Genomic DNA, 21,631 nt, shown 5'->3' with positions numbered 1-21,631 from the left:
TTCAAAGAAATCAATTTGCGTTCCAATGCTTGCAGCAGCGATGCTGTTTGGCTGCACGAATGACGATGTTAATCCCGGTAACGAGGTAAATCCGGTAGCAATACCAGCCTCGGTTTCCAATGGGACTACATCTTTCGCTTTTGATTTCATTCATGCATTGCAAGGAACTCAACCGGCAGACGACAATCTGTTTGTTTCGCCACTCAGCCTGCACATGGCATTAGGAATGCTTTTGAATGGCGCAGAAAAAGAAACGGCGCAGGAAATTCAAAAAGGATTGAAAATGGATGCGGTTGCATTGTCGGAACTGAATGCAGCTTACGAAGCATTAATTAACGATTTACCAGTCGCAGATTCGAAGGTCAGTTTAGGGTTGGCGAATTCGGTTTGGTATAAAAATAATTTTTCTGTTGAAGCCGATTTTCGATCTGTTTTAAAGAATTCATTTGAATCAGAGATTATCGGTCTGCCATTTGACGATGCCGCGAAAAGCCGGATTAATAAATGGGCGAGTGATAAAACCAACGGGAAGATAGAAAAAGTGATCGACCAGATCAGCCCGAACCACGTCATGTTCCTGTTGAATGCATTGTATTTCAAAGGCGACTGGCAATCCAGATTTGATGCAAATAAAACGCAGGATGCGCCATTTCAACTGGCCGGTGGGCAAAGCAAGAATGTGAAGATGATGTACGTGTCGTCCGACTTCAAAACAGGCGCCGGAAGTAATTACGATGCCGTTCAGCTTCCCTACGCCAACGGACAGTTTAATATGACATTGCTCATTCCGCGAGGTCAGAATACGGTAAACCAGGTGCTGAACGGTGTTACCGGCGAAGGTTGGACGGAGCTGAATAGCAAAATGGCTGTTCGCGGTGTGACGGTAGGTTTGCCGAAATTCACCCTCAAATACACGGCTCAGTTAAAAGAGACATTGACAAACCTGGGCATCCGGAAAGTATTTTCAGAAGGTGCCGATCTCGGAAAGATCAATAAAGCGAATAATCTTTTTGTTGATTTCGTGAAACAGGATGCATACCTGGGCATCGACGAGCAGGGCACCGAAGCTGCCGCCCTCACGACCATCGGTGTAGGAGTTACATCCGCTGGGCCAGAGCCGCCGAGATTCATCTGCGACCGTCCGTTTGCACTGGTTATAAGCGAAAATACTTCCAATACCATTCTTTTTGTTGGAAGGATCAATAATCCGGAATCGAAATAAGTATGCGGTCAGGCATTTAAAAATATCAAAGATAAAAAATACCGGTCCGCCGGTATTTTCGGGGTGCGTTATCGTCCGATGGCATTGCTTTCGGACGATTTTGTTTTTATTCCAACTAATTGCGAAAACGGAGTGTCATGCACTTACCGTAGTTGAAATATAACTTTTACTATCCTCTAAAACCTAACCGTATGAAACTTAAATATTTACTGCTGTGTGCTTTGGCATGGCTTTGCTGGTCATGCAATGACCAATGTAAAGAGACACGCGTCGTGCGCCGTATTAGCACGGTTACACATTCTTTAATGGAATTGCGGACAATGGTGAAGGCGGAGTCGCCGCGTGCGCTCGAACAGCCGGGAAAGATGTACGTGAAAGGCAAGTATTTGTATGTCAATGAAATCAAAAAGGGCATTCATATCATCGACAATGGCAATCCCGCCAGCCCGAAGTTTGTAACATTCATCAATATTCCCGGCAATGGCGACATCGCGGTCCGCGACAATATCCTCTACGCTGATAGTTTCTCCGACCTGGTTTCGCTGGATATCACCGATCCCGCCGCGCCGAAGGAAGTAGGCAGGGTTAAGAATGTATTCAAAAACGGCCTTTTCGACGGCGGTGGCTGGTCACTCAACGAATCGGTGGGCGCTATCAACGACCAGAATGTGGAATGGGAGACCGAAACCATCACAGTCAATTGCGAGGAGAACGTTTCTCCCGGATGGTGGTGGGGCGGGATCATCGCATTTGCCGACAGGGCATTTCTGAGTAATTCATCTTCTGCTGCGCCGCAATCATCAGGTTCCAACGGTCAGGCGGGTTCCATGGCACGTTTCGCGCTCGACCGGAATTTCCTGTATGCCGTGGGACAAAGCCAGATGCACCTTTTCAATATATCGAAACCTGCGCAGCCCGTCGACTTCGCGACAATCAATCTCGGCTGGGGTATCGAAACCATTTTCCCTTACGACAACAAACTTTTCATCGGCTCGGCGACGGGTATGTTCATTTACGACAACACCAATCCGGCCGAGCCCAAGCAACTCTCTATGTTTCAGCACGGACGGGCTTGCGACCCCGTGGTGGTGCATGAGAACATTGCATATGTGACCCTGCGCACGGGCACAGCATGTGCCGGAGCGCAGAACCAGTTGGACCTCGTGGATGTGAGCAACCCGAGCGCCCCGCAGCTTATCAAAAGTTACCAAATGGAAAATCCGCATGGCCTGAGCGTGGACTTCCCGACGCTTTTCCTGTGTGAAGGAAAGCACGGGCTGAAAGTTTTCGATGTGACGGACAAGTTTACGGTTGACCGGAAACTGCTGGCGCATTTCAAGGATATGCATGCTTACGACGTGATTTCGCTCGGCAAAACGTTGCTGCTGATCGGTGAAGACGGTTTTTATCAATATGACTCGTCGAACCCGAAGGATTTGAGGTTATTGAGTAAAATCCCTGTCGGTAAAGCGATTTGATATGAAAAAGATTGCTTTGCTCTCGATAATGCTTTTGGCTGGTATGGGCTCATATGCCCAGACGGCCACGCGCATGAAGTTCGTCAATCACACCGAATTTGGAGGGTTGTTCGGACGGGTGAAATATAATAACATCTACACAGGCAATGAAGAACGAACGGACAGTAAAACCAGTCTCACCGTTCAGACATTCAATGGCTTGCTGGTCACCAAAAGGCTGTCGGCCGGTGTTACATTAGGAATGGATTGGTATAAAACCGCACTGCTGAACCCCATCGCGGCCGGCATCCGGTACGATCTCTGCGGGAGGAAAAATGTGCAGTTGTACGGTACGCTGGACGCAGGCTATGCATTCGCCTGGTTTCACGACGATTCCGAGAATTATAATACCAAAGGAGGGATGATGGTGAACCCGGGAATAGGGCTGAAAGTCGGCAAACCGGGTGCTGCGGCATTTACGATGGCATTAACCTACAAACGCCAGGAAGCGCACGTTGACAAGCCGCCTATGTGGGATCAGAAGGAAAGATTCGAAGACCGCGTTTACAACAGGCTTGCACTGAGATTAGGTATCAGTTTTTAAAACAGAAAGCCATGAAAAGAATCGCTTACTGGTGCGCCGGACTCATTTTTCTGGCCTCCACCGCATTTGAATGCGGTAGTCGGGAAGAATGCTGTGTACTGCCGCCGTGTTCCGAGATCGCTTCGTTAAATGGAATGTGGCGCCTCGACTATTTTCAAAACACAGCAACCGGCGCTATCGACAAAGATCCCGGCGAGAAGGATAAAAGCGTCGTTTTTAATTTCTTGGACGATCAGAAGAGCGGCACCATTTCCGGCCACACGTTTGTGAATACCGTCAGCGGAGCCTACACGCTCGGGCCGGATTGTACATTCCGGATCGTGAGTTTTGGCGGAAGTAAAGTAGGCGAGCCCACATGGAGCGGCAAGGCGTGGCTCCCGTCGGATTCAACAGGCGGGAAAGGAACTTACCACGTGACGGACAAGAAGCTCATCCTCCGATTTGACCAAAATCCCGAACAAATGGTGTTCGAAAAATCCAGGTAATGCACAGCGGGAGATGTCAGATCTCCGACTGCATTTTCCGCCGCATATCGATCGATTTTTCAAACTCCCCAATCTCCTTTACAAACATTTCCTGTCCGCAGTTGTACCAGGCTCGGAACTTCGCCGATTGGTCGATGTGCTTAGGAAGATAATCGAAGATCACCGAAAGGTCGAACGACCGGGACATGACACCTGCGCCGGATATTACGCCGTCGATGGCATTGCATTCCTGCTCAAAATGGTTGGGAACGGGCACCATCATGACCGGCTTGCCGAGGTACATCGCCTCACACACCGATTCGAAACCGGCTGTCGTGACGAGCGCACGGCAGGTTGCGAGCATGCGCAGGTATTTTTCGCTGTTGATCTGGTGGAAAGTAAGGGTACTGTCGAAGGTAAATTCTTCGGAAGCGTCCGGGTTGTCCCAGAAGCAATGCAGCTCCACTTCCTGGTGCTTCAAATGCCAGTTGATCACCTGCTTGCTCAGGCTATGGTGCGTCATGTACACGAGGATGAACGCGCCGTTCTGCGGCGTCAGACGGGTGACTTCCTTGCGGAGTAATGGCGGCAAGACGCTGATTTTGAGTTCCGGCGCCGACGGAATTTCGCGGAACGATAATGCAAGCCGTTTCGCCGAAAGCCACGAAGTCGATTTGGAGTTGAGATTGATGAGGAACCGGTTAAGCCTGCTGTTTTCCGGGAATACGAACTTCGGGTGTAGCAGCAGGTACTGATGCGCGATGCAGATCATCGGTATGCCCGAGCGGTAAATCGTATTGTATAACCCGCCATAAGTGTCGTAAAAGCTCACGATCAGGTCTGGATTGATTTGCCGGACGGTTTCGTGAATGCGATGCAGGCTTTTCAGGTATTTGGGCAAATGTGCCAGATGTTTGGCAATAGTGCGGCCCACGTTCATGCCGCCGCCGTGTGCTTTATAAATGATATTAGGCGCGGCAAAATGATGCACGGGGGCAAAAATCTGCTCGTGGAAAAATGAAGGGATATTCCGGCCCGGCGATGTTCCTACCATCGCGCCCACCACTTTGTGCCCTGCGCCACGCAGGATCTGGCCGAGCGAAATGGCTTGTGTCAAATGCCCGCGGCCTTCTCCCTGAACGAGAAAAAGGATTCTCATAATTAAAGATAGCGCTCGTTCCGCCCCGTCAGGAAACCGGTAAATGCCACCTGCTTTTCGATGCCGGGGAAGTTCTCAACGACTTTTTTAGTGCTGGTTTTCTTAACTGGTTTTTCAATGGCCGCCTGCTGGTCATAGTAAAGCAGGCTCCAGTTGCCATCGAAGTCTTCGACCAATGCGCTCAGTGTTTCCACCCAGTCGCCCGAATTCATGTACTTGATACCGTCGATCTCCCGAATGGCCGGGTGGTGAATATGCCCGCAAATCACGCCGTCGCAGCTGCGCGAACGGGCGAGTTCAGTGAGTTTCTCTTCAAAGTCGGTCATGTAGTTGACAGCCATTTTCACCGACTGTTTCACCCGCTGCGACAAGGAGTAATAGGAGAGTCCGCGCCATGCACGGTATTTATTGTAGAATTTATTGACCCACAACAAAAACGTGTAGCCGATATCGCCCAGGTAGGCGAGCCATTTCAAATGCGTGGTAATGGAGTCGAAAACATCGCCGTGGGTAACGTAAAACCGCTGGGTACCCGATGTGAGCACATAGTCCTTGCGGATCTGGAAATGCTTGCCGAGGCGGAGCGGGATGATCTGGTCGAGAAAATCGTCGTGGTTACCGCGGATGTAGACCACTTTCGTCTTGTTATCCTCTATCATTTTCAGCACCCGTTTGAAAAAAAGCGTGTGTTTGCGTTTCCAGACACCGTATTTTTTCAGCTGCCACGCATCAATAATGTCGCCATTCAGGATGAGTTTTTTGCATGTGTAGCTTTTCAGAAAATTGGTGACTTCTTCTGCCTTCGAGCCCCCTGCGCCGAGGTGAATGTCAGAAATAATGATAGTCCGAAAGTGTGTTGCTTCTCCCATGTTACAAATTTTCTCATTTTATATTACCTGGATATTATTCACAGGTTATCAGTAGGTTAACTTTGAAGTAAAAACTACTTCTACAAACTCGTTTTGAAATATTTGCAGAGTAACTATAAGTTTATTTAAAAGAAAAACGCGATTTTTACCAATACCATAACGCATCAACTCCTATGAAAAAACTCTTCCCTCTTTTGATGTTTTTTTGCGCGCCTGTACTTGCCCAGCAGGTGTATTTGCCGCATGAAGTAGAAAAGCAGGCCGAGCCGGCAGGAGGATTGGCGGCGCTCAATCAGTTTATCAGTACAAACCTCCGAATCCCGTTCGAAACATCAGTAAAGGGCATTAATGGCCGGGTTTATCTCAAAGGCGTGGTGCAGCCCGACGGCAGCATGGGCGACATAGAGGTGACCCGCGGGCTGGATACCCTGTGCAACGCCGAGGCCGTGAAGGTGCTGGGCCTGTACCGCGCCTGGAAGCCCGCCGTGCTGGGAGGCCAAAAGGTGAGGCAGACGGTCTTTTTCCCGATAACATTCAAGGCGAATGCCAGGCCAGGCTACGACGATGCCCGGAAGGCATTTGTTGAATATTTCAATGAGACATTCGTGCCTATTGACTCCGCGCGCGCCAAATACCGCCGGACAACGCCCGTGGACGAGCGCGGCTTCGTGGCCGGGGACGTGGCCTACGAGGAATCGAAGGGCAAGCGATGGAAGCGGCTTGGAGAGGCAAAATTCGCGCGAACACCGATACGCTTCAAATCGGGGTTTGTGAACCCCGTTTCCGATTCGATTACCGCTTACCGCATTTCGGCCCGCGATTACAACGAGGCGAGCCACGCCACCGAGGTGACATTCGACAAGGATGGCCATATGCTTTCGTATGTGGAATACGATGTGTTCGGGAAATCGTCGCTGACTAAAAATTACGACCTGAACGGCATGGTCCGGTACCAGCAAATCATCTCCGATTCTACAACCGTCGAAGTGGCGTGGGACGCCAACGGACAGATCAGGAACCACCGCGAAATACACACTTCGGCAACGGGAAGTCGTGCGGAACCCTACCTGATGAACGCCTGGGGGCCGGATGGGACGCAGTATGTGAAGAACGGAAATGGTTACTGGCGCGCGATTTCGGAAACGCCCTATGGCCAGCCGCTTTTTGAGCAGGGCAAGGTTGTGAATGGTCTGAAAGACGGGAAGTGGATCGGCGGCCTAGCCGATAGTGCGCGATATTATGAAGAAGAGTATGCCTTGGGCGAGTTCAAAAGCGGCGTGTCGTGGGTGAATGGAGAGAAGGTGGAATATACAAATCCGATGGTAAGCCCGGTTTTCAAAGGGGGTATTAATGAACTCTACAAGTTTCTGGCGATGAACATCCGGTATCCGGCCGAGGCTTCCCGCAGGGGCGTTACCGGCAGGGTAATGCTTTCTTTTGTGGTGTGCGAAGATGGTTCAATGTGCGAATACAAGGTCGAAAACCGGGTAGGCTTTGGCCTGGACGAGGAAGCGCTGCGCGTCGTGAAACTCATGAATGGAAAATGGTACCCCGGTACGATGCGGGGGCAGAAAGTAAGGGTGAAATACAATGTCCCGATCAACTTTCAAATGGAAACGAGCAGAGCAATGATATTCAGGTAGCAATCCGCTGCCGCCATTCATCCGTTCCCGGCGCCGGTTACAGGCGCCGGGAATTTTTTTGTCCAAAATAAACTGGGAATTATCATCGGTTTTGATAATATTGTGATATCAATTTAATATCAAACTAAACCAACTATGATTGAAAAAGAATTACGCTCGATGTCTGGCTATCTGCTGTTTGTGATTGGCCTGCTGCTGTTGCTAGGCGGCTTTGTGAATATCGTGTCGTCCGGCCAGGGGCTCACCAGCGTGCTGATTATCGCGGCCGCACTGATCATTCTGATCGGCCTGACGGTCATTAACCCCAACGAGGGTGTGGTGACCACGTTTTTCGGGGATTACATGGGCACCATGAAGCAGAACGGCCTGCGTTGGGTGAACCCGCTGTTCCGCCGGAAGAAGATCAGCCTCCGCGCCCGTAACCTCAACGGCCAGAAGCTGAAAGTCAACGACAAGCTCGGAAACCCGATCGAGATCGCAGCAGTAGTCGTTTGGCGCGTGGGTGACACCGCGAAGGCCTCATTTGAAGTGGATGATTATGTAAAATATGTAGAAATCCAGTCGGAGGCGGCCGTGCGGCACCTGGCGGGCATTTATGCTTACGACACAATGGAAGATGAGGAGGCAAACATCCAGGAGGTGACTTTGCGCGACGGCAGCGGCAAGATCAACGAAATGCTCGAGGCCGAGCTGACCGAGCGTTTGAGTCGTGCCGGCATCGACGTACTCGAAGCACGGATCAGTCACCTCGCATATGCACCCGAGATCGCCGGCGCGATGCTGCAACGCCAGCAGGCCTCAGCGGTGGTGGCGGCCCGCCGACAGATCGTCAATGGCGCCGTCGGAATGGTGGACATGGCGTTGGCAATGCTGTCGGACAAGCAGATTGTGGAGCTCGATGAAGAGCGGAAAGCGGCTATGGTGAGTAATTTGTTGGTAGTTTTGTGCGGTGAGAAAGCGGCGACCCCAATTCTGAACGCCGGCACTTTGTATCCATAATATGGCGGAGAAAAAAGCATTTGTTTTGCGGATCAATCCTGATATGCTGCGGGAGCTCGAAACCTGGGCACAGCAGGATTTCCGCAGTTTGAACGGGCAGATCGAGTTTTTGCTGAGCGAAGCATTGAAAAAACAAAAGCGCTCAAAATCAAAGGGAAGCGGCGGCGACGGTGCAAAAGAGTAATTAAAATGTTAAACTTGCATTCATATAGTTGTCGTACTAATTTTTAAAGCTCACATGAAGCAAATACTCAGGACACTTTCATTAACAATCCTCTCTTTTCAGCTTTTTGCGCAGATTCCCGACACATTTCAATGGCTTCCCGACGGTAGCGGTTTCCGCGATGCCAGCGAAAGCCAGATCGTAGAAATAACATTGCCCGGCAATCAGGAAAAAGTAATCGTTTCGGCCGACCAGCTTACGCCTCAGGGGGGCAAGCCGCTGACGATCAGAAGTTATTCTATCAGCAAGGCAGGTGATAAGGTTTTGGTGTATACCAATTCAAAACGCGTGTGGCGTTATGATACGCGCGGGGATTACTGGGTTTACGACATTGCGGCCAAAACGCTGAAACAGCTCGGAAAAGGCTTGCCCGAATCCTCGCTGATGTTCGCCAAATTCTCGCCCGACGGTAAAAAAGTAGCGTATGTGAGCAAGCATAATGTGTACGTGGAAGACCTCGCGGCCAGCACAGTGAAACAGGTTACTACCGACGGCACCGACCGCGTGATTAACGGCACATTCGACTGGGTTTACGAAGAGGAATTCGACTGCCGCGACGGCTTCCGGTGGAGCGACGACAGCAAGTCTATCGCCTACTGGCAACTCGACGCCCGCAAAATCCGTAACTTTTTGATGATCAACACCACCGATTCGATTTACTCGTTTAATGTGCCTGTTGAATATCCGAAAGTGGGCGAAACGCCGTCCCCGTACAAAATCGGGGTGGTGGATGTAGCTTCTGCACAAACGAAGTGGATGAATATTCCCGGCGATCCGCAAAACACTTATGTTCCGAGAATGGAGTGGTCGGGAATGCCGAACGAGCTCGTGATCCAGCAGCTCAACCGCAAGCAGAATGAGAGCACATTGTTTTACATCAATACCACTGACGGCAGCGCGAAGCCGTTTTATAGCGAAAAGGACGAGGCATGGATAGACATCAAAAGCCGCTGGGACAATGACCCCGTGGGCTGGGACTGGATCAATGGAGGTAAGGAGTTTTTGTGGGTAAGCGAAAAAGACGGCTGGCGCCACACCTACCGCGTAAGTCGCGACGGCAAGAAGGAAACGCTGATCACCGTCGGCAATTTTGACCTGATCAGCCCCGTGCGCATCGACGAGAAGAACAATGCCTATTACTTTATGGCCTCGCCCGACAATGCGACGCAGAGCTACCTTTACAAAACCACCCTGGACGGCAAAGGCACGCTGGTACGCATTACGCCCGCCGACCAGGCCGGTTCACATAACTACGACATTTCGCCGCTCGCGAAGTTTGGAAGACACCAGTTTTCGAATGCCAAAACTTCCCCCCTGGTAGAATGGATTTCTTTCCCAAAACACGTTTCCATCGACCCGAACAACTCCATTGCCCAATCAAAGGATAAAATCAACGCGTCTAAAACGAACATCGAATTCTTCAAGGTAAAAATTGACGAGGGAGTGGAAATCGACGCGTGGATGGTGAAACCGACGAATTTTGATCCTAATAAAAAATACCCGATCGTTTTTACCGTATACGGCGAAGCGGCCGGAAGCACCGTGAAGGACGTTTGGGGAACAGGCAAAAACCGCCTGTACGCAGGCAACATGGCCGACGACGGCTACATTTACGCCTCCATCGACAACCGGGGCACGCCTTCACCCAAAGGTGCGAAATGGCGCAAGGCGATTTACCGCAATATCGGCCGCATCAACATCAAAGACATGGACGGAGCCGCTACGGCCATGTTCAGGCAGTTTGCATTCATCGATACCAGCCGCGTGGCGGTTCATGGATGGAGCGGAGGCGGCTCGTCGACGCTGAACCTGCTGTTCCAATATCCGCAGCATTTCAAAACCGGAATCGCGGTGGCGGCAGTGGCCAACCAGCTTACTTACGACAACATTTACCAGGAGCGCTATATGGGCATCCCGCAGGAAAACCGGGAAGATTTCGTGAAAGGTTCGCCTATCACTCACGCCAAAAACCTGCGTGGTAACCTGCTGTACATCCACGGTACCGGCGACGACAATGTGCATTACCAAAACGCCGAAATGCTCGTAAATGAGCTGATCCGTGCCAATAAGGTGTTCCAATTCATGCCTTATCCCAACCGCTCGCACAGCATTTCAGAAGGGGAAGGAACGATGGTCCACCTGCGCTCACTATTCACCGATTATTTGAAAAAGAACTGCCCTCCGGGAGCGAGATAATGTTGGGAAAAATCTTATGCATCATAGGTCTGTCGGCAGGGTTGCCGCTGGGCTGCCTTGCCCAGGTGAGCGAAGCCACCAAGCAGAGCATAGTTACTGGTAAGGGCCTGAACGTGCCTAGATCGGGCGTTTTCTGGACCACGCCCACGGAAAATTCCGGGGTGGTCGGAGACTTCTACATCGATTCGCTGTGGCGGAAGGGCCACGTAAAACTGATGAAGCCCGTCGCTCAGGTAGGCGGTCTCGAATCCGACAGCATTGCCGGCATCGATATTCGTTATAATGTACTGAACGACGAGCTCGAATTACTAGCCGACGTGGCGAAGAAAGACATCAGGGTAATCCGCGGCAGCCAACTGAAAAGTTTCAAAAGCAATGGCGACTTGGGAACGGTGGAATACATTAACCTAGCGGACCACGATCCGAAAGGGGAACTGAAAGGCTTCGGCGCGGTATTGGCATCGGGAAAATTGACTTTGGTAAAGGCTTTTAAAACCAAAATCACGAAGCCAAACTACAATCCGGGCTTTGGTACCGGCGAGAAAAACACCATTGTAAGAATCTCCTCGGATTATTACCTGCTGACGCCCTCCGGAGCGGAAAAGGTGAGTTTAAGTAAAAAGAGCTTCCTGCCGCTGATGTCCGACAAAAAGGTCGCGGTAGAACAATATACGAAAGAGCGGAACCTCGATTTCAAAGATGAAACGCAGGTAGCGGCCCTAGTTCAATTCTACAATTCCAAATGACGCAAAAGACCTCCGGATTTATTTCCGGAGGTCTTTCTCTTGTAATCACTAACCTATTTTCCATACAGCTTCTTCGCGGCGGGCTCGTACTTGTCGCCGGGGCTCCATTGCGGGGCTGTTTTGCGGTCGGCGATGAGCCTGGTGGCGTAGGTGTAGGCCTGGCTGAATTTCAACAGGTAGTTGAAGTCGATTGTCTCGGGGTTGTCGGTTACCTGATGGTAATTTTTCATAATATCCCCGTTAAATTCTTTAAAACCGGGTGTGAACGTGGGTGCGGGGATGCCTTCTCTGGCAAAACTCACATTATCCGAACGGTCGAAAAGCCCCTGTTCCGGTGATGGGTCGGCGAAAATGCCCAGGCCGAATGCCTTACAAGCCGCCTCGAGCTCCGCGCGCGCGCCGGTGCGGTCGAGGCCCATTACCGATACGATGGTGGTGTCGTTATAGCCTGCACCATCGGAATTCATATTGAAAATGCATTTGTTCAGAGGCATGATCGGATGTGACGCGTAGTATTTACTGCCTAGCAAGCCCACTTCCTCGCCCGTCAGCGCAACGAGCAGAATCGAGCGTTTAGGCGGATTTTTGGCCAATGCTTCGGCCGCGGTGAGCAACGCGGTAACGCCGAATGCATTGTCGCGGGCGCCGTTGAAAATGCTGTCCTCCGGCGTGTACGTTTGCCCGCCCTGCTTGCCTACGCCCACGTGATCGTAATGTGCGGAAAGGAGCACATATTCCTCTTTCAGTTTGGGATCGGTGCCTGGAATGTAGCCGGCTACATTATAGCTGTAAATGGGTTTTGCAACACGGCCCGAGGTTTTGAACGTCACCTCTTTCACCGCGCGCAATGCCCGGGCGAATTTGGCCTCCTTGCCGTTTACCCACGCATGCGGGATGGATTGGGAAGCCGTGCCTTCGGCCAGCGATATTTTTTCTCCTGCAAAAAACTTACTCACCACATTCCAGGGAATAGGTGCGTTAAAAAGCTCTATCACCGCGATAGCGCCTTTGTCGATAGCTATTGTACGTTTTTCGGCAGAAGTAGCGAAGATTTCCGAGGGTGTCTGGTTCTCGGGCGTGCCGCTTTCCACCAGCACGATTTTTCCTTTCACATCCAACCCTTTGTAGTCATCCCAGCTTTTGGCTGCGTTTTCAAGGCCGTAGCTGGCATAAATGATCGGCGCTTTGAGCTCTACGGCTTCGCCGGCCATGAGTATCCAGTCGGTGCCGCTTTTCATGATCTCGGCATCCGCGGCGATCTCGCCGGTGCCGTTAGCACCCATTTTTTCGAAAGGAACGCGTTGGAAATAGCTCGATGTGCCCGTTTCGGTATTGCCTGGCGCGGGTACCACGCCCATTTTCCGGAATTGCTCGGCAATGTAGCGCGCTGCTACAAAGTTACCCTGCTCGCCCGTGCGGCGGCCCATCAGCTCGTCGCCTGCAAGGAAGCGGATATGCGCTTCGGTTTCCGATTTTTTGACCTGAAACTCAGGTAATGACTGTGTTTTTTTCTGGGCTTCGGCAGGAAGGGTAAGGGCCAGACCGAGTGGTAACAGAAGTAATGATAGTTTCATGACTGCTTGGAAATGATTTCAAAAAGAAAATGTGAAGACGTAAGTTAATCAGACATCTTCACATTATGTATTGCGACAATCGGAATTCGCTACCGTTTGTTCAGTATCACGGCGGCTTCTTTCGCGAAATAGGTCAGAATGCATTTGGCGCCCGCACGGCGGATGCTAGTGAGCACCTCCATCATGGCACGCTCGCCATCAAGCCAGCCGTTTTGGGCCGCTGCTTTCACCATTGCATATTCGCCTGATACGTTGTAGGCGGCGATGGGAATATTGAAGTTTTCGTCGAGCAGGCGGATAATGTCCAGGTACGACAATGCCGGTTTGACCATCAGCATATCCGCACCTTCTTCAAAATCCAGCTGCGCTTCCAGCAGGGCTTCGCGCTTGTTGGCGGGATTCATCTGGTAGGTTTTCTTATCCCCGAATTTCGGCGCCGATTCGAGCGCGTCGCGGAACGGGCCGTAGAATGCACTGGCATATTTGGCCGAATAGGACATGATGCTCACGTCGGTAAAGCCGTGCGAATCGAGATGCCTGCGGATGTAGCCCACGCGGCCGTCCATCATATCGCTCGGCCCGAGAATATCGGCACCGGCTTTGGCCTGCGCGAGCGACATATTCGCCAGGATTTCGAGTGTGGCGTCGTTCAAAATCCTGCCGTTTTCGACAAGCCCGTCGTGGCCGTCGGAGCTGTAAGGGTCCATAGCCACGTCGGTCATGATCACCAACTCGGGGAACGTTTCCTTAATCGCCGTAATGGCTTTCAGGTAAAATGTATCTTCGTGGAAGCTCTCGGACGCGTAACGGTCTTTTTTGCTTTCGGGGTAATTCGGGAAAAGATCAATGGCCCTGATCCCGAGATCGGTTACAGCTTTGAGCTCTTCGAGCAGGTTATCGAGCGAATAGCGGAAAATGCCGGGCATCGATTTCACCTCCGACTTCTGCCGCGTTCCATCCACGACGAACATAGGATAAATGAAATCGGACACCTGCAAATTGGTTTCCTGAACAAGGTCACGCACACCTGCGGATTTTCTATTGCGTCGGGGACGACGAGATAATTCGATCATGATATTGGGCAGTCGGCGATCGGCACTCGGCCATCGGCCATTAAAAAAGCTTATTGAAATACTACAAGAAAAACCACACAAAGAAACGCAGAGTTTCCCAAACCCCCCCTTTTTAGCAGCCCATCACCCAAAATCCCTACGCGGGCCGCCCTTACCCCATCCTCCTTTCCTCCCTTCCCCCTTTCCTCCCTTCCCCCTTTCCTCCCTTCTAACCCACCATCAACTTAAAACCCTCCCCGTGCAAATTCATGATTTCGATAGAGGGATCTTCGCGAAGGTATTTGCGGAGCTTGGTAATGTACACATCCATGCTGCGTGCATTGAAATAAGAATCGTCACCCCAAATGGTTTTGAGCGCGAAACTGCGGCTGATGGGCTGGTTGAGGCTCTGGCAGAACAACCGGAGCAGTTCGGACTCCTTGCTGGTGAGCCGCGCGGAGTTTTCGCCGATGGATAATTGCTGATGGTCGTAATCAAAGGTATATCTGCCCACCTGGAACACTTTCGTTTCCTCCTGCACGTCGGTTTGCCGGGTGTACCGCCTCAGAATCGCCTGGATCCGCATGAGCAGCTCCTCCCGGTCGAACGGTTTGGTCACATAGTCGTCCGCGCCTACGCGGAAGCCCTGCATGGTATCTTCCTTCATCGATTTCGCGGTCAGGAAGATAATGGGCACGTCACGTCCGCTCATCCGTACTTCTTTTGCCAGCGAAAAGCCGTCCTTTTTGGGCATCATTACATCGAAAATGCACAAATCGTATTGTTTGTCCACAAAATGCTGCCAGCCCTTCTGTCCGTCGGTAGCAAGGTCGGTCGGGAAGCCTTTATCGGTCAGATATTCCTGAAGAAGCATTCCCAGGTTGGCGTCGTCTTCAACAAGTAGGAGATTGGGCATCGGAAAAACGGGTAAATCGGTGAGGCATGCAAGTTACTATTTCTGGTGAGGCGGAGGCCGGGGACAGCCCGCCGCGGAATAACAGATTTAAGGAAAAATTGCTGAATGGTTACAACATGCGTAAATTAACCCGATAAAACTAGCGATCTTTCGTATCCAAGAAACCTTCTTACCTCATAAAAAATGTTAAAATTCATCCTTTGGGTTGCCGCGATCCTCGTGATCCTCGGTGTCGTATTCCTGGCCGGGCCAAAAGTGCCGGAAGCACGTCTTACGCCTGTTTTGCCCACCGTAGCCACTGACCTTTCCGAGCTGGAAGAGGAAATAAACCGCACCGAAAAGGCCACGCCAATGCTCAAACCCGACAATGAGGCGCGTATTGTGTGGGCTAACGACAGTTTGAAGCAAAAAACAACGTACAGCATCGTGTACATCCACGGCTTCGGCGCCAGCTGGGCAGAGGGCGATCCCGTTCACAAAGACCTCGCAAAACGATACGGAGCGAATCTTTACCTCTCACGTATGCACGATGCCGGTATCGCCGACACGAATGCATTCGACGACCTCACGCCCGCCAATTTCCTCGCCGGAGCGAAAAGGGCCTTGGCCATCGGAAAGGTATTGGGCGACAGCGTGATCGTAATCGGTACTTCGGCCGGCGGGTTGCTATCCGTGTACCTGGCCGCAACTCATCCGGAAATCAAGGGTTTGGTACTCTATTCGCCCTGCATGGCCATTGCCAACCCGGCCATGAAGCTCATCACGGGCCCCTGGGGCCAGCAGATCCTGCATAATGTAATGGGCACGCACAACATGGGCAAGGACTCGATTCCCGATCAGGCGCAGTTCTGGTTGCAGGGCTATCATACCAACGGCCTCACCACGTTGCAGCAGATGGTGGACGCCATTGCCAGGCCGGAAATTTACCGGGAGATCAAAATGCCGGTATTTGTAGGGTATTATTATAAAAATGAAGACGAGCAGGACAAAGTGGTGTCCGTAAAGGCGATCCGCAAGATGTACGAAGGACTGGGGACGGCGGCGGCTCAGAAAGAAGAAAAAGCATTTCCGGAAAGCGGCGACCATGTGATCGCGTCACGGCTCAGGTCGAAGGACGTAAAGGGTGTGTACGAGGCCACAGACCGGTTTTTTCAGGAAAAGCTGCACATGAAACCAGTAGAAATGCCTGTTGCCCAGCCTTGAACGCGTACGCGGAGGGCATCGTCACGGCGCGTTTTGTGGTTAAACCCGCTAAAAATGCTTTACTTTGCCGCCTTGAATTGACATCCTAATTAATCAACAATAAAAGGAAACATGGCTTACGGTTTATTAAAAGGAAAAAGAGGAATTATATCGGGTGCATTGGACGAAAATTCCATTGCCTGGAAAGTAGCGCTGAAAGCGAAGGAAGAAGGAGCGACGTTTGTACTGACCAACGCGCCTATCGCCATGCGCATGGGGGCTATCAATGACCTGGCGAAGCAATGCGACGCCGAGATCATCCCTGCCGATGCTACTTCTCTGGAAGATATCGAAAACCTCTTCACCAAATCGACCGAGATCCTCGGCGGCAAGATCGACTTCGTATTGCACTCGATCGGAATGTCGCTCAACGTGCGCAAAGGCAAGTCCTACGGCGACCTGAATTACGAATGGTTTCAGAAAGGCGTGGATATTTCGGCATTGTCGCTGCACAAATTCCTGCAAGTAGCCGAAAAGCTCGACGCGATCAACGACTGGGGATCGGTTGTGGCATTATCCTACATCGCGGCGCAAAGGACCTACTCTTTTTACAACGATATGGCCGAGGCCAAAGCCATGCTCGAAAGCATCGCACGCAGCTATGGTTACCGTTATGGAAAAGCGAAAAGTGTGCGCGTAAACACCATCTCACAGTCGCCTACTAAAACCAAGGCCGGCTCGGGTATCGAAGGGTTCGACGCATTCTACGATTTCGCAGAGAAAATGAGCCCGCTGGGCAATGCTTCGGCAGATGATTGCGCAAACTACGCCATCACACTCTTCTCCGACCTGACGCGTTTCGTGACAATGCAGAACCTGTACCACGACGGCGGTTATTCATCAACCGGTATTTCCGAAGAACTGGTAACGATGATCCAGCAGCAGGCGCAGCAGCAGCAATAACAATTGGTTAAGCATTTCAAGAAAACCCTTCAAGGCACGCGTTTTGAAGGGTTTTCTTTTTGTATTGAAATAAATGCGTATACACACCGTTTGGCGTTGTGTAATGTTTGAAGAACCAATTAGTTTAGCCAAATAAAATCCATTTATGAATCATCAGACGCATCACCCCTTTCTCAGCAAACCGGGCGGACAGGTAAGCTACCTGTTATTCGCCGCATTCTTCCTGACTTTATTTGCATGCGGGGGCGAAAAAGAAGCCACCCAGCAGGCCGTTCCCGACGCGCCGGTGTACACGCTCGTGTTTCTCGACAAAACCCAAAGCGTGCACGTCGATAAGCGCTATGTAAATGATAAATACCGCCAGGCGCTCACCGACATTATCGAGCAGAATATGAAGAACAAGGGCGATAAACTGGAAGTATATTTCATCCACGAAAACACCTCAAAGGCCCGCGCGTTGTCGCTCACCGTTCGCAGCGAGCGCGATAACCTTGAAGGCGCCAATGCCACCGACCGCGAAGGCATTGAAACCGCATTCCAGCTGGCATTGCAAAAAGAAAAAGGCATTTACCTGCGCCAGCTGCTAGCCAAGCTTAACCAGCAAAATACCGGATCATCCAACCTGTCGACCGACATTTGGGCCAGTTTGCCAGTCATCGCCAAAGCAGGCGAAAGCGGTTCGGAAGTGAAAGTGTATTATTTCAGTGATATGGTAGAAAGCGTAAAAGGCGCCGACCGCCGCGATTTTCACACCAATCCACCTAAAAGTGATGCCGAAGCAGAAACGGACGCCAAAGAAGATACCAAAAAACTGGAACGGTACGCGATCGGCTCACCACAGGTAACGATCGTTTCGCCATTTGAACCGACGGCTTCCAGTAAGGAAAACAACCCGCACGTGACGCATTACTGGCAAACGCTCTTTCAAGAGCTGGGCGGGGTAAGTGTAGAGGAACTTTGAGCAGGGTATTATAGATTTTGGATGGCTTTCAGATTTTCATCATCGTCGAAAATGGCACGGATGGGGATTTGGAAGCCGTCCACTGCGAAGCTTTTGACGTCGCCGACAGCAGATTTGAGTATCAACTGATATTCCTCGCCGAAAAGGTGATATTGCTCCAATGTGTCATCACTCGGGTCAATGATCCAATATTCATTTACGCCATGTGCCTGGTAATCCTTGAATTTGACTCCACGATCACGCAGTTTCGTAGATGGAGAAATTATCTCAATTACCAGATCCGGTGTCGGAAAAAACATTTTGTCATCGGCAAATTCTTTTGATTTTTCATTATTAAAAAAGCAAATGTCCGGCTCGTAGTCATTTCGGGATAATGAGATCATTATTTTCTCGTATCCTACGAAGCCCAGCGCATTCTTCCGCACATGCAACGAAAGGGCGGTATATAACAGACCGCTGATTTTACCATGCTTGTACGTTGCGGGAGAATGCGTTACAATTTCTCCATTAATGAATTCGATTTTCTCCTGCTCCGTAATGTCATTATAAAATTTCAACCGCCGCTTCCGCTCTTCATCAAGCGCTTTTTGCACCGCTTCCAGCACCAGATATGCATCCGGCACGTTCATGATTTCCGAAACGATACGATTACTCATCTCTTTTGTCAAGTGTAGTGTTTCCAAATTTAACAAAGTTTAGGGTGAAAAAATAGATTACTGGCACTGTCTATCCAGCCCAATTCTCCCGGTCCAGGCTGCGGTATTGGATTGCCTCGGCGAGGTGTTCTACTTTAATATCGTCGCTATCGGCCAGGTCGGCGATGGTGCGGGAGACTTTAAGGATGCGGTCGTAGGCGCGGGCGGAGAGGCCCAGGCGTTCCATCGCTTTGTGGAGGAGCATTTTGCCGCCTTCGTTGACGGTGCAGATCTGTTTGACCATTTCGGGCGTCATCATCGCATTGGAATAGATTTCCTTATGATTTTTGAAACGCTCAGTCTGTCGCTCGCGGGCATTGATGACGCGCTCGCGGATCTGTTCGCTGCTTTCGGATTTGCGGGTGGAGGAGATCTGTTCGAAGGAAACCGGCGTCACTTCTACATGCAGGTCGATGCGGTCCAGGAGCGGGCCGCTGATTTTGTTGAGGTACTTCTGTACGACCCCGGGGCCGCAGACGCATTCTCTTTCGGGATGATTGTAATATCCGCACGGGCAGGGGTTCATGCTCGCAATGAGCATGAAATTGGCAGGATATTCCACCGCCATTTTCGCCCGCGAAATGCTCACCTTCCGCTCTTCCAGCGGCTGGCGCATGACTTCGAGTACCGACCTTTTGAACTCCGGCAGCTCATCCAGGAATAGCACGCCATTGTGCGCCAGCGATATTTCGCCCGGCTGCGGATAGCTCCCGCCACCCACCAGCGCCACGTCGCTGATCGAATGGTGCGGTGAGCGGAACGGACGGCGTGACACCAGTGTGGCCTGTTTCCCGAGCCGCCCCGCAACGGAGTGTATTTTGGTAGTTTCCAATGCTTCGGGCAGGCTGAGCGGAGGCAAGATGCCTGGAATGCGTTTCGCAAGCATTGTTTTACCAGCCCCCGGCGGCCCGATCATGATCGCATTATGCCCGCCCGCAGCCGCGATTTCCAGGGCGCGCTTGATGTTTTCCTGTCCCTGTACATGCTCAAAATCCGCTTCATAGTCGTTTTGAGAGGTGAAAAACAAGTCACGCGTGTCCACCCGGAGCGGTTCTATCTCGTGCGTGCCTTTGAAATACCCGACCGCTTCCGCGAGGGTACCCACCGGAATGACGTCCAGATTATTCACAATGGCAGCTTCGTGCGCATTTTCCGCGGGGAGTACAATGCCTTTGAATCCCTGCTTGCGCGCCTCGATCGCGATGGGCAGCACGCCTTTAATGGGCCGGAGTATGCCGTCTAGGGAGAGCTCGCCGAGGATAATGTAATCTTCGGTGTTGCGGACGCACACGAGCTGGTCGGAACATTGCAGCGTACAAATCGCGATGGGGAGGTCGTACGCGGAGCCTTCTTTGCGAATGTCCGCCGGAGCCAGATTAACGACCAGTTTCTGGCGCGGCATTTTGTAGCCGAAATGTTTCAGGGAGGCTTCTACACGCTGCTGACTTTCTTTCACCGCATTATCGGCAAGACCAACCATATAAAATCCCAGTCCCTGACCGACGTTCACTTCGATGGTGATGATCGTGGCATCGACGCCGAAAACAGCGCTTCCGTAAGTTTTGGCAAGCATAAGTGTGTGCTTTGATTGAGTAGAAAGATTTTTGGTAAAAATAGCATGAAAAAGGATAATGGACGCGAACCGGGGGGAAGGCTTGCACAACCGCCTGATCATTCTTAATTTATGAATCCATTATTCTAAGCCCATGAACCGCATTTTCCTCACCTTATTGTTGCTCGCCGGCATCGCCTCGATCGCCGTCGCTCAGTCGAAACGAAAGCCGCTCAAAAGAAAAGTAATATGCATTGATCCGGGCCATGGCGGCACCGCCGCTACCGACAGCTATCGCGTGGGCCCGGGCGGAGAGCGGGAAGAATGGGTTAACCTCCGTGTGGCGTTGCTATTGCAGCAAATGCTCGAAAAGAAGGGCGCCAGGGTGCTCATGACGAGGACTACCGACGTGGAAGTGCCGCTGGCCGATCGTGCAAAGCTCGCCTGCGACCGCGAAGCCGATCTCTTCGTATCAATTCACCATAATGCGACGGCCGATTCGTCGGTGAACTTCCCGATCATTTATTTTCATGGAAATATGTCGGAGAACGTCGCAAGCGTCAATTTTGGCAAAGAACTCTCGGCTACGTTGCTGAAACATTTGTACAAACCCGGTACACCGGTTTCGCTGGTGTCGGACTTCACTATTTTTCCTGATGCGGGCGCATCGGTGCTGAGGAATACATATGGCATGCCCGCGCTGCTCGCTGAGGCGTCTTTTTTTACCAACCCCGCCGAGGAGCGCCGTCTGAAACAGCCTGAATACAACACCGCCGAAGCCCTCGCCTACACCGAGGCCATTGTGGCATTTTTCGCAAAACCGGTTGCGCCGATTGCCGCAAAGAACTCGAAAGTGCCCGCGATCCCTGCATTCAAGGTCTTTCAGGAAGCGGAGCGCATGACGCCCATTGCCCGGCGCTGGCGGCAGGATTTCGACGAAGGAAAGGTGTTTATGACAAAAAAGGAGACGGCACTGCTCCGCGAATCGTACGAACTGTTCACGCGCTCGGCCCGCTCTTTCCCCGACTCCTGGCTCGCCGGCCAAAGTCATCAGAACCGCGCCGTACTGCTGCGGAAACTGGGCAAGGCCACCGAAGCCGGACAGGAGGATCAGCGGTTCAGGGAATATTATGTGCCGATGAACGGCAAGTAGT

At 51.5% G+C, this 21,631-nt stretch carries 20 protein-coding genes; 13 read left to right on the top strand and 7 right to left on the bottom strand.

The window, feature by feature from the left end; translation table 11 throughout:
* The first annotated feature begins 25 nt into the window (after window positions 1-25).
* The 4 genes from DFER_RS18170 to DFER_RS18155 all read left to right on the top strand — a co-directional run bounded on the left by DFER_RS18170 (window position 26) and on the right by DFER_RS18155 (window position 3,768).
* On the top strand, window positions 26-1,222 hold the full coding sequence (locus DFER_RS18170; RefSeq protein ID WP_229206039.1) for a serpin family protein: 1,197 nt from the start codon (window positions 26-28) through the stop codon (window positions 1,220-1,222).
* Between the two features lie 305 nt (window positions 1,223-1,527).
* Window positions 1,528-2,700, top strand: a complete 1,173-nt coding sequence (locus DFER_RS18165) for an LVIVD repeat-containing protein (RefSeq protein ID WP_143828757.1) — start codon at window positions 1,528-1,530, stop codon at window positions 2,698-2,700.
* Window position 2,701: 1 nt separating this feature from the next.
* Window positions 2,702-3,283, top strand: coding sequence for a hypothetical protein (locus DFER_RS18160; RefSeq protein WP_015813111.1), 582 nt, complete (start codon window positions 2,702-2,704; stop codon window positions 3,281-3,283).
* 11 nt (window positions 3,284-3,294) lie between these two features.
* Window positions 3,295-3,768 (top strand): hypothetical protein, encoded by a 474-nt coding sequence (locus DFER_RS18155; protein WP_041735263.1) that lies wholly within the window; start codon window positions 3,295-3,297, stop codon window positions 3,766-3,768.
* Window positions 3,769-3,784: 16 nt separating this feature from the next.
* On the opposite strand, the gene DFER_RS18150 is transcribed toward DFER_RS18155, so the two are convergent.
* Together DFER_RS18150 and DFER_RS18145 are read right to left on the bottom strand one after the other, a co-directional pair.
* A complete protein-coding gene (locus tag DFER_RS18150; RefSeq protein WP_015813109.1) occupies window positions 3,785-4,906 on the bottom strand; it encodes a glycosyltransferase family protein in 1,122 nt (373 codons plus the stop codon).
* Between the two features lie 2 nt (window positions 4,907-4,908).
* Window positions 4,909-5,775 carry a UDP-2,3-diacylglucosamine diphosphatase gene (locus tag DFER_RS18145; protein WP_015813108.1) on the bottom strand — a complete coding sequence of 289 codons (867 nt, stop codon included), beginning with the start codon at window positions 5,773-5,775 and terminating at the stop codon, window positions 4,909-4,911.
* A 173-nt stretch (window positions 5,776-5,948) separates the two neighbouring features.
* On the opposite strand from DFER_RS18145, the gene DFER_RS18140 reads away from it, so the two are divergent.
* From DFER_RS18140 to DFER_RS18120, 5 genes are all read left to right on the top strand, one after another.
* On the top strand, window positions 5,949-7,418 hold the full coding sequence (locus tag DFER_RS18140) for an energy transducer TonB (protein WP_015813107.1): 1,470 nt from the start codon (window positions 5,949-5,951) through the stop codon (window positions 7,416-7,418).
* A 135-nt stretch (window positions 7,419-7,553) separates the two neighbouring features.
* Window positions 7,554-8,417 (top strand): SPFH domain-containing protein, encoded by an 864-nt coding sequence (locus tag DFER_RS18135; RefSeq protein WP_015813106.1) that lies wholly within the window; start codon window positions 7,554-7,556, stop codon window positions 8,415-8,417.
* A gap of 1 nt (window position 8,418) precedes the next feature.
* Window positions 8,419-8,601 carry a type II toxin-antitoxin system antitoxin gene (locus DFER_RS18130; protein ID WP_015813105.1) on the top strand — a complete coding sequence of 61 codons (183 nt, stop codon included), beginning with the start codon at window positions 8,419-8,421 and terminating at the stop codon, window positions 8,599-8,601.
* A gap of 54 nt (window positions 8,602-8,655) precedes the next feature.
* Window positions 8,656-10,836 (top strand): S9 family peptidase, encoded by a 2,181-nt coding sequence (locus tag DFER_RS18125; protein WP_015813104.1) that lies wholly within the window; start codon window positions 8,656-8,658, stop codon window positions 10,834-10,836.
* Window positions 10,836-11,582 (top strand): hypothetical protein, encoded by a 747-nt coding sequence (locus DFER_RS18120; RefSeq protein ID WP_015813103.1) that lies wholly within the window; start codon window positions 10,836-10,838, stop codon window positions 11,580-11,582. The genes DFER_RS18125 and DFER_RS18120 overlap by 1 nt, the downstream gene beginning before the upstream one ends.
* 53 nt (window positions 11,583-11,635) lie before the next feature.
* Here the strand turns inward: DFER_RS18120 and DFER_RS18115 are convergent, their stop codons facing one another.
* The 3 genes from DFER_RS18115 to DFER_RS18105 all read right to left on the bottom strand — a co-directional run bounded on the left by DFER_RS18115 (window position 11,636) and on the right by DFER_RS18105 (window position 15,124).
* Window positions 11,636-13,156, bottom strand: coding sequence for a M28 family peptidase (locus DFER_RS18115; RefSeq protein WP_015813102.1), 1,521 nt, complete (start codon window positions 13,154-13,156; stop codon window positions 11,636-11,638).
* Window positions 13,157-13,245: 89 nt separating this feature from the next.
* Window positions 13,246-14,229, bottom strand: coding sequence for a porphobilinogen synthase (gene hemB / locus DFER_RS18110; protein ID WP_015813101.1), 984 nt, complete (start codon window positions 14,227-14,229; stop codon window positions 13,246-13,248).
* Between the two features lie 208 nt (window positions 14,230-14,437).
* Window positions 14,438-15,124 carry a response regulator transcription factor gene (locus DFER_RS18105; RefSeq protein WP_015813100.1) on the bottom strand — a complete coding sequence of 229 codons (687 nt, stop codon included), beginning with the start codon at window positions 15,122-15,124 and terminating at the stop codon, window positions 14,438-14,440.
* 183 nt (window positions 15,125-15,307) lie between these two features.
* On the opposite strand from DFER_RS18105, the gene DFER_RS18100 reads away from it, so the two are divergent.
* From DFER_RS18100 to DFER_RS18090, 3 genes are all read left to right on the top strand, one after another.
* Window positions 15,308-16,327, top strand: a complete 1,020-nt coding sequence (locus DFER_RS18100) for an alpha/beta hydrolase (protein WP_015813099.1) — start codon at window positions 15,308-15,310, stop codon at window positions 16,325-16,327.
* Window positions 16,328-16,438: 111 nt separating this feature from the next.
* A complete protein-coding gene (locus DFER_RS18095) occupies window positions 16,439-17,269 on the top strand; it encodes an enoyl-ACP reductase FabI (protein WP_015813098.1) in 831 nt (276 codons plus the stop codon).
* A 145-nt stretch (window positions 17,270-17,414) separates the two neighbouring features.
* Window positions 17,415-18,230 (top strand): hypothetical protein, encoded by an 816-nt coding sequence (locus DFER_RS18090; RefSeq protein WP_015813097.1) that lies wholly within the window; start codon window positions 17,415-17,417, stop codon window positions 18,228-18,230.
* A gap of 8 nt (window positions 18,231-18,238) precedes the next feature.
* Here the strand turns inward: DFER_RS18090 and DFER_RS18085 are convergent, their stop codons facing one another.
* Window positions 18,239-18,922: a Uma2 family endonuclease gene (locus DFER_RS18085; protein ID WP_229206038.1), complete on the bottom strand. Its 684-nt coding sequence runs from the start codon at window positions 18,920-18,922 to the stop codon at window positions 18,239-18,241.
* Window positions 18,923-18,956: 34 nt separating this feature from the next.
* On the bottom strand, window positions 18,957-20,498 hold the full coding sequence (locus DFER_RS18080) for a YifB family Mg chelatase-like AAA ATPase (RefSeq protein ID WP_015813095.1): 1,542 nt from the start codon (window positions 20,496-20,498) through the stop codon (window positions 18,957-18,959).
* A 133-nt stretch (window positions 20,499-20,631) separates the two neighbouring features.
* Between DFER_RS18080 and DFER_RS18075 the strand changes: the two genes are divergently transcribed.
* On the top strand, window positions 20,632-21,630 hold the full coding sequence (locus DFER_RS18075) for an N-acetylmuramoyl-L-alanine amidase family protein (protein WP_015813094.1): 999 nt from the start codon (window positions 20,632-20,634) through the stop codon (window positions 21,628-21,630).
* The last annotated feature ends 1 nt before the right edge of the window (window position 21,631 follow it).

Origin of the sequence: Dyadobacter fermentans DSM 18053 (assembly GCF_000023125.1) — a bacterium.
In the GTDB taxonomy this organism is placed as follows: domain Bacteria; phylum Bacteroidota; class Bacteroidia; order Cytophagales; family Spirosomataceae; genus Dyadobacter; species Dyadobacter fermentans.
The sequence above is the reverse complement of the archived record's forward strand: the minus strand, read 5'-3'. Positions and strand labels throughout refer to the sequence as shown.